The sequence below is a fragment of the Streptomyces sp. NPDC001852 genome, assembly GCF_042891825.1.
Taxonomy (GTDB): domain Bacteria; phylum Actinomycetota; class Actinomycetes; order Streptomycetales; family Streptomycetaceae; genus Streptomyces.
Map to the genome: position 1 here is coordinate 18,045 of NZ_JBIATN010000058.1, position 10,776 is coordinate 28,820.

The window sequence follows — 10,776 nt, forward strand, 5'->3', positions numbered from 1 at the left end:
CGACGCCTTCGCGGAGCTGGGGTGGAAGGCGTCCGTGTCGGACATCGCCCGACGGGCCGACGTGGACGCAACGCGGAAAGCCTAGGGGGTGACGAACTGGTAGCCGGCTTCGAGCAGGCGGGGGAGCACCAGGCGCAGGGCGTCCACTGTCTGGGAGCGGTCGCCTCCGCCGTCGTGCTCCAGGATGATCGATCCGGGATGGGCGTGGGCCATGATCCGCTCAACGATGCGCGAGGCGCCCGGTCGCGACCAGTCGTGGGGGTCGACGGACCAGTCCAGCAGGCGCATGCCCATCTCGTGGCAGGTGGCCAGGGTCGGCTCCGACCAGACTCCGTAGGGGGCGCGGAAGATCGTGGGGCGCTGGCCGGTGACCTTCTCGATCGTGTCGCTGGTGCGTTCCAGCTGGGAGCGGACGGTCACGGCGGATGCCCGGGCCAGGTCGGCGTGGGTCCAGGTGTGGTTGGCGATCAGGTGGCCTTCGGCGGCCACCGCCTGCACCAGGCTGGGGTACGCGCTGACACGGGCACCGACCTGGCAGAACGTGGCGGTCACGGCGTAGCGGCGCAGGAGGTCCAGCACCTGCGGAGTCCATTCGGGGTTCGGACCGTCGTCGATGGTCAGCGCGATCGCTCGCGGGCCCCGATGGACGTAGAACTCCGGACTGCCCGGCAACTCGACGCGGGCCGGTTCGCTGGCGTGGGAGTCGCCCGGATGAGTGGGCTTCACGGTGTCTGCTGCCGACGTCCCTGTGTGTTCAGGCGTACCGCGAGGGGCTGTGCAGGCGCTGAGAAACATCAATCCGCCGACTGATAGCAGGGTCCGGCGGGTGACATGCGTACTGCCTGTGTTCTCCATGCCTTTGGTAACTGCATCGCCCCGGAGGTTGGTTGCGCTCTTTGGAGGCCGAACTCTGGGGGCCTTGTCCATTCGATGGAACCGGCCTCTGGCCGACATCAGACGGTGCTCGCGTTCAGTGCCGCTCGGCCGCCGCATGCCGTCGGTCGCGGTCCGAGCACACGCCGGACAGCTCCCCCGTGTGCCGGACGTTCGCGAAGCCGGAGGTCCGTGCGACGGTGTCGGCCCAGTCTTCCACCGGGCCGGAGTCGACGGGTGGGCTCAAGCCGCATTCGGTGCAGATGAGGTGGTGGCGGTGGTCGGGGCCGAGGCGGTAACGGACGGTCGACGTATCGAAGCCGATCCCGAACAGGAAACCGAGCGGGAACATCTGGCCGGGGCGGCGGATCGACTTGGTGAGCGGGCCGAGGATCCGGTTCATGAAGCCGCGCGAGTCCAGGCGGGCCTCCAGCTCCGCCTCGTCGTAGCGGCCGGTGCGCATGGTCTTGAAGACGCGCAGGATGCCGAACAGCGCGACGAGGCTGAGGGCGGCGATGAGGTACGGAAGCTGCCGGTGCCGAGGAATTGGTGGGTTCGGGAGCTGTCGTTCATCAGGGTGCCAGCAAGTTTGGCGCCCCCGGCGACCAGCGCGGCCATGACGACCACCACGCTGGAGTGCCCGAGGGCGAACCAGAAGTCCACTGACACCGGCCGCTTGCCGTCGGCCATCAGCTTGCGGGTGGTGTTGTCGATCGCGGCGATGTGGTCGCCGTCGAAGGCGTGCCGGATACCGAGGCTGTAGGCCGTGATGCCGAGGCTGGGGGGGAACTTCCCGATCACAGTGGCGAGGGCCGCTCCGGACTGAGCCCCCCGGCGGGCGCTGTCACGTGCCTTTCTGGACGCACGTGAACCCCTACGGATGGTTCGAGCTGGACATGATCCGCCACCTGGACCTCGGCCCGCTCCTGCCGCAGCGGCGCACCTCGCAGGCGACTCCACGCCAACCTCGCACGCGACGGCACCTTGATCCTTTTGGTTCCGTGCCTTTCAATCGGCAGATGACTGAGACCGATGTCGACCTTGGCACCGTCACCGCGCCCTCCGGAATGATCGTGCTGGGGATGGCGGGCTGGATCGACTACTGGGCGCAGGTGGGCCGACCGCTGTCCGAGCGGGCTCGGACAGCAATAGCCACCGGCGGCGGCCACCTGCACGGACCCGAAAACAGTGAGCCGTCCGCTTGGACGTGCGAGGCGATCGCTGTAGCAGCCGCCGCAGACCGGCCCCTGCAGGTTCGGGCCCAGACTTCAGCCTCACCTTTCGACGGGGAACCGACGATCGCCGTCCTGGAGGTCGACCTCGGCCTGCTGTGGCCCGGCCCCGATGACGGCGAACCCGTGCAGCTCGGCGATCTGCCGGTCGACCGATGCGGCATGGTCCTCGGCGACGCTCACGTGCTGGACGACTTCACCGGCCTGGACGTGATCGAGGCAATCATCACCGCACGCAAGTCCAAGGGAAAGTTCACCTCCTTCCAGGACTTCCTCGACAAGGTCGACCTGCCCGCGCTGAACAAGCGGGCCATCGACTCACTCATCAAGGCCGGCGCGTTCGACTCACTCGGGCACACCCGCAAGGGCCTGGCAACCGTGCATGAGATGGCAGTCGACGCGGTCGTGCCGCTGAAGAAGGCCGCCGCCTACGGGACGACCTGTTCGCCGGCCTGGGCGACGCCAACGATGGCAGCGGTGACTCCGGGTTCGGACTTGAGATGAAGATCGGTGAGGAGGAATGGCCGCGCAAACAGCTGTTGTCCACCGAGCGCGAGATGCTCGGCCTGTACGTCTCCGCCCATCCACTGGACGGTACCGAGAGCATCCTCGCCGCCAACCGCGACACCACGATCGTCGACCTGGTGTCCTCCGGCCGCACCGAGGGCATCGTGCGCCTGTCGGGCCTGATCACGGGCGTCCAGCTGAAGATGACCAAGCAGGGCAACAGCTGGGCGATCGTCAACCTCGCCGACCGAGACGGCACGATCGAAGGCCTCTTCTTCCCTGCCACCTATCAGCTCGTCGCCGGTGCCCTGGTCGAAGACAGCGTGGTGTCCGTCCAGGGCCGCATCAACGACCGAGACGGCACGATCAGCATCTTCGGGCAGGAACTGCAGGTACTTGACGTCACCTCAGCAGAACGCTCCGGCGTGGCACCCGTCGCGCTCACGCTGCCCTACCACCGCATCAACGAGCCCGCGGTCAAGGAACTCCGGCGCATCGTGAAGGCTCATCCAGGCGAGAATCCGGTCCACCTCTCGGTTCGCGGAGTACAGAAGACGATCGTCTACCGCTTGCAGGCCACCGTGAACGCCACCACGATCGCCTCCGACATCAAGGGATCATTCGGACCCGACGCATGGCATGGCGTCGCGTGAAAGATCCAAACGCCAGCAACGAGGAGATCCACATCCGGGTCGACATCCCTCCGCCTTGTACACGATGCGACGGGCCAAGCCTTCTACTGGTCCGGTTCCCACACTCCTGGGCAAACAGCAACGGACAGAGTATCGAGGGCCTGCGCGAGAGCACACTGTGCTCGGTCTGCGACCGAAGGACGAGGGAAACGGAAGCCCTGGTACAGCTCCTTACGGTCTGCGACACGCTCGACGCGACCGGCTTCGAATCCTTGCAAGGTTTGGTAGCAGCGTGGGTCGAGTCCTTGCGTCAGGAATATGTTGATCTCGACCTTCTCGCCAGCCACCATGAACAGTGGCAACGCGGCGATCTGTGACCATTCGATCCGGGCGTTGCGCGCCACGGTGGCCACGGGCCACGGGCGCTTTGCGTGGCCCACCTGGGCTCGGTACGGGATGATGACGTGCGACCGACAGCCTGATGATCCAGCGCCTCTCACGACCGCAGCTTGACGAACATGGGGGCATCAAGCACAAGAAACACGGAATGAATGTGCAGGTCATCGCCGATCCCTTCGGTCGCTTGCCGTGGGCGTCTCCAGGCCTGCCCGGCGCCGTCCACGATGTCCGCGCGGCCCGCGAGCATGGCATCGTCGACGCGCTCGCCCAGGCCGGCGTCCTCTGCTGGGCCGACAAGGGCTACCGCGGGGCCGGAGGCACAGTTCGCGTTCCCTACCGCGGCCGGTGCGACTTTCCACCAGCCAGCAGGCCGTCAACCGGTCCCACGCAAAGATCCGAGCCCTTGTCGAGCAGGCCATCGCCACCCTCAAGTCCTGGCGACTCCTCCGCAAGCTCCGCTGCTCGACCACCCGAATCACGAGTCTCGTTCAGGCTGTCCTCTGCCTGCACTTGGCCAGCTCAGAGTGACGATGGAAAGAGCTCAATGGACTCGGCCGCGCTCGCTGTCAGTGGGGACTGCCAGGATGATCCATATGACGATCAAGGAAGTGACGCGTCACGCCGTCGCACAGCAGCCCATCGAGCATGCCCTGACGGACATGCCGGGGCGGGCCGTCGGGCACTGGCACGACATGCGCTACGGCGGCACCCCGTGGCGGAAGGGGCTCAGGGAACTGGGCGTGGCGACCGCCAACCACGCTGCCGCACGCACTCTGGCGGACCCAGCACTCGAAACGGACGAGTCACGCCTGGCCCTGGCCACCGCAGCCGAATGCGCCCTGGGCGTGCTGAGCCTTGGCTGTTTCCCGGACGGCGACCAGGAGATCCTCCTTCCCCTCGTCGGCGAGAGGCTGACCACCGAAGAACTGCTCTACGACGAAGCGTGGGAGCCGCTCCAGCCGGGAACCACGGCACGGACCTGGATCACCGCGTTCACATGGTGCGTGGCCAGTGGCTTGGTGTGGGAGTGGGAGCGGGTGATCGGCCTGCTGCTGCGGGAGGACTACGCGCCCGCGATCCGTGACGGAGTGCCCTGCTCGAAGCGGGAATCGACCTCCGATCCGGCTGACCTCGCCGAGATGGACGCGCTGTGCGTCTACCTGACCCAGGCGGCCGGGCACCTGCCCATGCATTGGCCCACGGTCCCGCTGTGCAAGCCCGACGCCGAGGAACGTTCCTCGGCGGCCCGGCAGTTGGATCACGTTGGCACATTGACGCCTGACCAGCGGTTGCTGCGTGTCCTGCTCGACGGCGACCAGGCCGCGTTCGAGCGGGCGCTGGAGCAGCGGCTCGTGGAGCACCGGGGGAGCGTCGGCGCCCATCCAGCCCCCCGGACCCTGCTGCCGGTGAACGCTGTGGCTCTGGCCGTGCTCGCCTCCCAGGTCCATGGCTGGCAGCTGGGCGTTCGCTCCGCCTACCTGCCCGAGTCGCTGCTACGCGCCCGCGAGTCACTGACGGCCGCCGATGGGACGTGACCCGACACCATGGTCGAGTGAGGGCGAGGTGACCGCCACTTCTTCCCCTCGCGCCTCAGGCGCCCGGCTTCTTCTGTTCGCCGAAGGGTTACCGGCATGGAGGACCAGCTCGGCGCGCTCGGCCTGGTCCTCAACGCCATCGTGCTCTGGACCACCCGCAACATCGACGCCGCCGTCGCCCAGCTCCAGGCCGAGGGCCACGAGGTCCGGGAAGAGGACATCGCCCGGCTCTCCCAGCTCAAGGACCGCAACCTGAACCTGCTCGGCCGCTACAGCTTCACTGCCAGCGTTCCTGCCGCTGGGGCCTTGCGTCCGCTGCGCGACCCGGAGGTGCCCGAGCTGGATGAAGACGAAGAGGGCGAGGAGTGAGCGCGAGGGTGCTGCTCGACGGTTACGCAGTGCCCTCGATTTCGGCTCGCACCCGGGCGGCGGGCGTCACTTCTCGTCCGCGCCGGGTTCCGCGCTGATGGATGCCTGGTAGGCATCCGCGTAGGTAGGGGAGTCCTTGACCAGGTCGTCGCAGAACGCGGCGACGTCGGTGCCGATGAGTTCCACAACCCCCTTGCCTCCGGCGACGCCCTCCTCGAAGAAGTCGACGATCCCGGGGAGCAGGGGCCCGTCAGGCAGGCTGATCGGTCCGACCTTGAACAGGTACTTCTGCATCTCCTTGTAGACGATCTGGTAGTCCGGCGGGAGTGCCTTGACCCGAGCCACGTGCGCCCGCCACTGTTTCTTGCCTTCGATGATGTCCTGGATGCTCACGTCAGCCTCCCAGCCGGCTCAATTTCCTCGCGACGTTCCTGTTCAACTGCTCGCGCCACCGGTCGCGATAAGCCCGGGCGCCTGCTCCGCCGGCCAGCGCGGTGCAGAAGCCTTGGATGTCCTCGCCGAGCACCTCGTGGACGCTCTGCCCGTCCGCCGCTGCTACTTCGAGCAGCCCCAGAGCGGCGTCGAGGATCGGCATCAGGTTGCGACCGGTGAAACCCCCATAGGGGAAAAGGTGGGCGATGATCTGCCCCCACGCCGCCCGGTGGTCGTCCGGCAGGACATCGGCCCGGGCCTCGAACGCCTTCCATTCCCTGGTGAGATCGCTGCCGGTGACCTTCTCCCAGAAGTTCATCCCCCGCCCTCCTTGAGCCTGTCGATGCGTGATGAGAGGTACTGCCACTTCGCCCAGAATTTCGCGAGTTCCTCGCGTCCGGCGTCGTTGAGCGCGTAGAACTTGCGCGGCGGACCGACCCCGGATGGCCGTTTCGTCACCTGAACGAGCCCGTTCCTCTCCAGCCGCAGCAAGATGGTGTACACCGTCCCCTCGATGACGTCGGTGAAGCCGAGCTCGTTCAGCTGACGGGTGATGGCGTACCCGTAGGTTTCCTCGCTGCCGATGATTTCGAGCACGCACCCTTCGAGCGTGCCCTTCAACATCTCCGTCAGGTCCTCCATCGCGGGTGCTCCTCAGCCTGTCGGTACTACGTGCTACCGAGTACCGCTATACGGTACCACCGAGTAGTGGAGGGCGGCAGTATCGATCGAGGAGCGGGGCGTTGCGGTAGCGGCTTACGAGCCCCAGTGACTGCGGAGCGGGTCCGATGAGTGGCCGCTGCTGTGGAGCCCGGAGCCTCGCCGACCGGCCCTGGGTTTGCGTCTACCGGTTCCCCAGGTTCCTTGTCGGCCAGCTTGTGCCTGCCGGCAGACGGTGGCGACACTCATCCTGGGGGCGCTTACGTCCTGTCATTCATTCGGGGGTCGGCCCGGTCTGCCTGACCCTGGTCGGTGATCTTTCTGGTCACTTGCTGAGTTGGCTGAGCTGAGATCGGTAGTCGGGCAGGTCGATGGTGCTGATTTTCTGTCCTTCCTTGAGCGTCCAGTTCAGGAGGGAGCGCCTGCTCAGGAGGCCGTTCCGGATGCGGAGCCCGATCGTGGTGCGGAGGGCGAGGAACTTCCCGGTGCGGTTGCCGCCCTTCTGGCAGCCCTGGGCATAGCCGCGTATCGCGTTCTCATACCGGGTGAAGGCCGCGCCGTGGTCGCCGTTGGCCAGCGCGAGTTCGCCGGCCAGCACGTAGGCGGCCACCACGCCGGTTCCGGTGCCCATGCCGCCGATCGTCGCGCCGCAGGCGGCGTCCCCGACGAGGCCGATGCGGCCTGTGGACCAGGCGTGCACGTCTGCCCGGCTGATCGAGTCGAAGTACAGCTCTGGGGCCTGCTGCAGGGAGTCGAGGAGTCGTGGCACCTCCCAGCCGAGCCCGGCAAATGCTTTGATGATCAAAGCTTTCTGTTGCTCCGGGTCGTGGCGGTCGTACGTGGCCTGGGGTGCGGCGAAGACGAAGAAGGCACGGGCCTTCGCCGTGTCCCGGTGATCGGCGCCGACGCTGGCGAGTCGGCCGGGCGTGTTGTAGCCCACCGAACCTCGCCCGAGGCCCAGGTAGTTGGGCAGCTGCCAGGTGGCGGCGTAGTAGCCGAGATGGCGGACGAAGCCGTCCTCAGGGCCGAAGGCGAGTCGGCGCACGTTGGAGTGCAGCCCGTCCGCACCGATCACGAGGTCGAACTCGCGTGGTGCGCTGTGCCGGAAGGTGGCCTGTACGCCTCCGGCGGTCTCGGTGAGGCTGGTGATTGAGTCGCCGAAGATGTATTCGGCCCGGCTATACATCGCTCGCTTGAGCGTTTTGACGCGGTTCACGTTCCCTTCGACAGCACCGGAACTCCACGGCAGCGTGAGTCTGGCAGTGACGGCGTCGAGGTCCTGGCGGCAGAAGCCGGCGAGCCCTGTGTCAACGGCCAGTTCGTTCTCCCAGAGGCGGCCAGTAGTCCCCACTGACGAGCAGCGGTCCCGGCCCACGGAATCGTGATGTCGTCAACGTGTTGACGTCCGTACCCTTCGGGGGGTGAGTCTGATCGAGGTGGGTCCCGGGCAGGTCGAGCTCGTCGTGCGGGGGTCGGGGGCGCTGGCGACCTCTGTCCGGTTGTTCGACTGGTCGCGTGCGGATGAATACGAGACCGTCTACGCGGTGGAAGCCGTTGCTGATGGTGTGCGTGCACGGCTCGAGAACGTGACCGTCACCGTCTGGGATGACATGAGCGAGTTCTTCGACGGCCTCGCGCGCGACTTCCGTGGCTGGGAGGGAGAGCGGGTCTGGATCAACAACCACCTGGTCCTGACGGCGACCTTCGGCTCGGGTGGTCATGTGTATCTGGACTGGACGCTTCGGTCCGGGTTCTTTCCCGGTGACTGGAGATGCACGGTGACGACCGTGATCGAAGCCGGTGAAGGGATGACAGCTGTAGCTGCGGACCTGCGGGAATTCCTGCGCCAGGGGTAGGCCGCCCACGGCGCCCGCCCCACGGCGTGTCACGAGAGGCGGAACCGCAATGGCAATGGACGACGTGATAGCGGCAAGTGAGCGGATCGCCCGACGGATCATGGACGTTCGCCTGAGTGACGAGGCGTTCGCGGTGTGGGTGAATGAGGGCCGCTCGGTTTGGGGAGTAGACCGTGACGACCTGCTCGCCCAGGTCGAGCGGGTCGTGTTGATCGCGCTCATCGCCACCGCCCCCGACACTGCTGCAGGCGTGGGTGAGGCCGAGTGGAGTGCGAAGGCTTTGGCCAAGCTGCGACGCCAGGATGATGTGGAACTTTTCGCCGCGCTGCCCCGCCCCTGCCCGTCACATTGGAGACCCGGGTGGAGCAACTGCGCCTGATGTCCACGGGCCTGACCTCCGGCTCGGCCGTGCGCTGGCTGCGCCTGGTCGACACCGCCGGCGAATTCCTGGGCGACAGGCCACCGCGCCGCGGGACTAGGCATCGTTGGAGGTGGCGGTGGTGGGGGTCATGCACTGGTGCACCTTTTCGATGTCGTTCCCGTGCTCGTCGTCGTGAAGTGACCGGTTTCAGCAGTCGGTCGTACTTGCTCATGTCCGGCGGCCGGGGCCGCGGGTCGGGCGGCAGCCGCCTGGTGTGAGGGAGATCATCTTCGCGTTGCCGTGCGGTATCCGGCCAGGTCCGATGGCTTTGTGCCATTGGTCGGCAACCCGGTCCCGACATTACTGGGGCCCGGCTACATAAGGAGGCTGGGGCGTGCTGCCGTCCCCGCGTGGTGGCCGGTCGTGTGGGGGAGGTCGGGACGGTTGCTGACCATCAACGTGGCGGTGCTGCTCGCAGTCATCGTCGTCTGGCGGCTGCGGTGGCCTACGCATTGCCGTAGCCTCTTCGACGAGAAGCTGACCGTCGTCCTCGTCCTGGCGCTGGGTGTGCTGATCGCGCCCACCCCGGCGGGCCGGGGGATCTTGAACATCTTGGGACAGCTTGCGAGCGGCGTCACCCAGGCCGGCGCAGCTCCGCGTTCTCGGCTCGCAGCCGCTTGATCTCCGCGGCCTCCTCGGAGGTCGTGCCGGGCCGCTGGCCGGCGTCCACCTCGGCCTTGCGGACCCAGGTCCGCACCGTCTCCGCCGCACCGATGCCCAGCTTCGCCGCGACCGCCTTCATCGCGGCCCACTCGGTCGGATTGTTCGGTCGGATCTCCGCGACCATGCGCACCGCTCGTTCGCGAAGCTCAGCGGGGTAAGGGGACGGACGTGCCATGACTCGATCCTCTCAGGGAATCGAGCCTCCATCAGACCCGGAGCGGTTCACGCTGCTGGCCTGTTTCTGCGGAGCCTCGCAGGGCTGGCTGGGCTGGGCGCCGCAGGCGGTGCAGCGGTGGGCGAGGGCGTACTCATGGACGGGTGGGAAAGCCGGTTTGGTCTCGCTCATGAGGCCTCCAAGGCTTGTCGGCTGTGAGCTTGCTGGCGGCAGCATGCACCCGATACGCGTTCGCACCTAACGGCCTTGTCAGGCCGCTTGTGGGCGTCTTGTGGGGCTGCTGGCGGGTGTTGGGGCGTGGCGCCGTCCTCGACGCCTGTGCGCCCTGCACGCCCTCTCCACGCCTGGCTTGGCCACAGCGCACCGTCGAACCCATGGGGGATACACGGGAAGTATGTGCGGGGCGCGGGGACGGCACGGACTGCCCCAACGCCGAGGATGAGGTCCTGGTCGACGGTGTCCGGTGCGAGGAGTGCCTGTTCTATTGGGAGTTGGACGCGACGAATCCGGAACGCCGACTGGTGACGGATGACGGGCTGACCCGGCCGATCGGGGACCCGCGGGAGGCCGGGCCGGGAACGGCGGCGTAGGCGTGCGGTGTCCGGGTACTGGGACGGGGCACTGAGATTGGGGAGCAGCCCGGCCGTCGCAGGGACGCGGCGACCGGGCCCAGTCCTCGAGGGCGGAGGCTCATGCAGTGGGTGGTTCCTGGTCGCGGAGCAGCTGCACCGCATTGGTGATCCGGCCTTCCCGGATCGCCCGCTGCTGTGCCGGGGTTGCTCACCCGTGGCCGGGGCTGTCTACGTTTGAACGCTACGGCCAGTACAGCTTGACCTGCTCCAGAGACCGGCGCTGCGCTGGCACCTCAGGCGCCACGACCTTATAACCCATCAGACGCAGCACCTCGGCAGCAGCCTCCGGAGGATCCCTGAGAAGGCTTCCGCTTACCAATCAACGGGCTTGTCTGGTCGAACAGGGGTCCTGATCGGGTGATCGCGGCAGAAGCGGCGCATGCAGGCAGG

13 protein-coding genes and 4 pseudogenes are annotated in these 10,776 nt (G+C 67.1%); 9 read left to right on the forward strand and 8 right to left on the reverse strand.

The window, feature by feature from the left end:
- Window positions 1-81: 81 nt before the first annotated feature.
- From ACFYZB_RS44800 to ACFYZB_RS44810, 3 genes and pseudogenes are all read right to left on the reverse strand, one after another.
- Window positions 82-726 carry a polysaccharide deacetylase family protein gene (locus ACFYZB_RS44800; RefSeq protein ID WP_388767656.1) on the reverse strand — a complete coding sequence of 215 codons (645 nt, stop codon included), beginning with the start codon at window positions 724-726 and terminating at the stop codon, window positions 82-84.
- Between the two features lie 244 nt (window positions 727-970).
- Window positions 971-1,198: a transcriptional repressor gene (locus ACFYZB_RS44805; protein WP_388767670.1), complete on the reverse strand. Its 228-nt coding sequence runs from the start codon at window positions 1,196-1,198 to the stop codon at window positions 971-973.
- Window positions 1,178-1,662 (reverse strand): annotated as a pseudogene (locus ACFYZB_RS44810) (HoxN/HupN/NixA family nickel/cobalt transporter); the annotation flags it as partial. The pseudogene ACFYZB_RS44810 and the gene ACFYZB_RS44805, both read right to left, overlap by 21 nt.
- A 107-nt stretch (window positions 1,663-1,769) precedes the next feature.
- On the opposite strand from ACFYZB_RS44810, the gene ACFYZB_RS44815 reads away from it, so the two are divergent.
- The 6 genes and pseudogenes from ACFYZB_RS44815 to ACFYZB_RS44840 all read left to right on the forward strand — a co-directional run.
- Window positions 1,770-2,609 (forward strand): hypothetical protein, encoded by an 840-nt coding sequence (locus ACFYZB_RS44815; RefSeq protein WP_388767657.1) that lies wholly within the window; start codon window positions 1,770-1,772, stop codon window positions 2,607-2,609.
- The gene (locus ACFYZB_RS44820) at window positions 2,606-3,265 is read left to right on the forward strand and encodes an OB-fold nucleic acid binding domain-containing protein (protein WP_388767658.1); all 660 of its coding nucleotides are present in this window, start codon (window positions 2,606-2,608) and stop codon (window positions 3,263-3,265) included. Before ACFYZB_RS44815 ends, ACFYZB_RS44820 begins: the two co-directional genes overlap by 4 nt.
- Window positions 3,247-3,621, forward strand: a complete 375-nt coding sequence (locus tag ACFYZB_RS44825; RefSeq protein ID WP_388767659.1) for a DUF6300 family protein — start codon at window positions 3,247-3,249, stop codon at window positions 3,619-3,621. The genes ACFYZB_RS44820 and ACFYZB_RS44825 overlap by 19 nt, the downstream gene beginning before the upstream one ends.
- A gap of 152 nt (window positions 3,622-3,773) precedes the next feature.
- Window positions 3,774-4,171: pseudogene (locus tag ACFYZB_RS44830) on the forward strand (transposase family protein); the annotation flags it as partial.
- 65 nt (window positions 4,172-4,236) lie between these two features.
- On the forward strand, window positions 4,237-5,178 hold the full coding sequence (locus ACFYZB_RS44835; RefSeq protein ID WP_388767660.1) for an immunity 49 family protein: 942 nt from the start codon (window positions 4,237-4,239) through the stop codon (window positions 5,176-5,178).
- Window positions 5,179-5,265: 87 nt separating this feature from the next.
- Window positions 5,266-5,547: pseudogene (locus ACFYZB_RS44840) on the forward strand (Tn3 family transposase); the annotation flags it as partial.
- A gap of 66 nt (window positions 5,548-5,613) precedes the next feature.
- Here ACFYZB_RS44840 and ACFYZB_RS44845 read toward each other — a convergent pair.
- The 4 genes from ACFYZB_RS44845 to ACFYZB_RS44860 all read right to left on the reverse strand — a co-directional run bounded on the left by ACFYZB_RS44845 (window position 5,614) and on the right by ACFYZB_RS44860 (window position 7,855).
- Window positions 5,614-5,940, reverse strand: a complete 327-nt coding sequence (locus tag ACFYZB_RS44845) for a DUF1048 domain-containing protein (RefSeq protein ID WP_388767661.1) — start codon at window positions 5,938-5,940, stop codon at window positions 5,614-5,616.
- Window position 5,941: 1 nt separating this feature from the next.
- Window positions 5,942-6,298, reverse strand: coding sequence for a DUF1048 domain-containing protein (locus tag ACFYZB_RS44850; protein WP_388767662.1), 357 nt, complete (start codon window positions 6,296-6,298; stop codon window positions 5,942-5,944).
- On the reverse strand, window positions 6,295-6,621 hold the full coding sequence (locus ACFYZB_RS44855) for a PadR family transcriptional regulator (protein ID WP_388767663.1): 327 nt from the start codon (window positions 6,619-6,621) through the stop codon (window positions 6,295-6,297). The genes ACFYZB_RS44850 and ACFYZB_RS44855 overlap by 4 nt, the downstream gene beginning before the upstream one ends.
- A 343-nt stretch (window positions 6,622-6,964) precedes the next feature.
- A complete protein-coding gene (locus tag ACFYZB_RS44860) occupies window positions 6,965-7,855 on the reverse strand; it encodes an FAD-dependent monooxygenase (RefSeq protein WP_388767664.1) in 891 nt (296 codons plus the stop codon).
- A 205-nt stretch (window positions 7,856-8,060) separates the two neighbouring features.
- Between ACFYZB_RS44860 and ACFYZB_RS44865 the strand changes: the two genes are divergently transcribed.
- The 3 genes from ACFYZB_RS44865 (at window position 8,061) to ACFYZB_RS44875 (ending at window position 9,537) form a co-directional block, all read left to right on the forward strand.
- Window positions 8,061-8,495 (forward strand): DUF6228 family protein, encoded by a 435-nt coding sequence (locus tag ACFYZB_RS44865; protein ID WP_388767665.1) that lies wholly within the window; start codon window positions 8,061-8,063, stop codon window positions 8,493-8,495.
- Window positions 8,496-8,544: 49 nt separating this feature from the next.
- Complete coding sequence (locus tag ACFYZB_RS44870; protein ID WP_388767667.1) at window positions 8,545-8,874, forward strand: hypothetical protein; 330 nt, start codon at window positions 8,545-8,547, stop codon at window positions 8,872-8,874.
- 426 nt (window positions 8,875-9,300) lie between these two features.
- Window positions 9,301-9,537, forward strand: a complete 237-nt coding sequence (locus ACFYZB_RS44875; RefSeq protein ID WP_388767668.1) for a hypothetical protein — start codon at window positions 9,301-9,303, stop codon at window positions 9,535-9,537.
- Here ACFYZB_RS44875 and ACFYZB_RS44880 read toward each other — a convergent pair.
- Window positions 9,500-9,754, reverse strand: a pseudogene (locus ACFYZB_RS44880) (transposase); the annotation flags it as partial. The gene ACFYZB_RS44875 and the pseudogene ACFYZB_RS44880 sit on opposite strands and share 38 nt — an antisense overlap.
- Window positions 9,755-10,776 lie beyond the last annotated feature (1,022 nt).

Excerpts from the sequence above, each read along its gene's own strand:
- ACFYZB_RS44815 (WP_388767657.1), top strand. The coding sequence starts at position 1,770 with ATGATCCGCCACCTGGACCTCGGCCCGCTCCTGCCGCAGCGGCGCACC.
- ACFYZB_RS44820 (WP_388767658.1), top strand. The coding sequence starts at position 2,606 with ATGAAGATCGGTGAGGAGGAATGGCCGCGCAAACAGCTGTTGTCCACC.
- ACFYZB_RS44825 (WP_388767659.1), top strand. The coding sequence starts at position 3,247 with ATGGCATGGCGTCGCGTGAAAGATCCAAACGCCAGCAACGAGGAGATC.
- ACFYZB_RS44835 (WP_388767660.1), top strand. The coding sequence starts at position 4,237 with ATGACGATCAAGGAAGTGACGCGTCACGCCGTCGCACAGCAGCCCATC.
- ACFYZB_RS44850 (WP_388767662.1), bottom strand. The coding sequence starts at position 6,298 with ATGAACTTCTGGGAGAAGGTCACCGGCAGCGATCTCACCAGGGAATGG.
- ACFYZB_RS44855 (WP_388767663.1), bottom strand. The coding sequence starts at position 6,621 with ATGGAGGACCTGACGGAGATGTTGAAGGGCACGCTCGAAGGGTGCGTG.
- ACFYZB_RS44870 (WP_388767667.1), top strand. The coding sequence starts at position 8,545 with ATGGCAATGGACGACGTGATAGCGGCAAGTGAGCGGATCGCCCGACGG.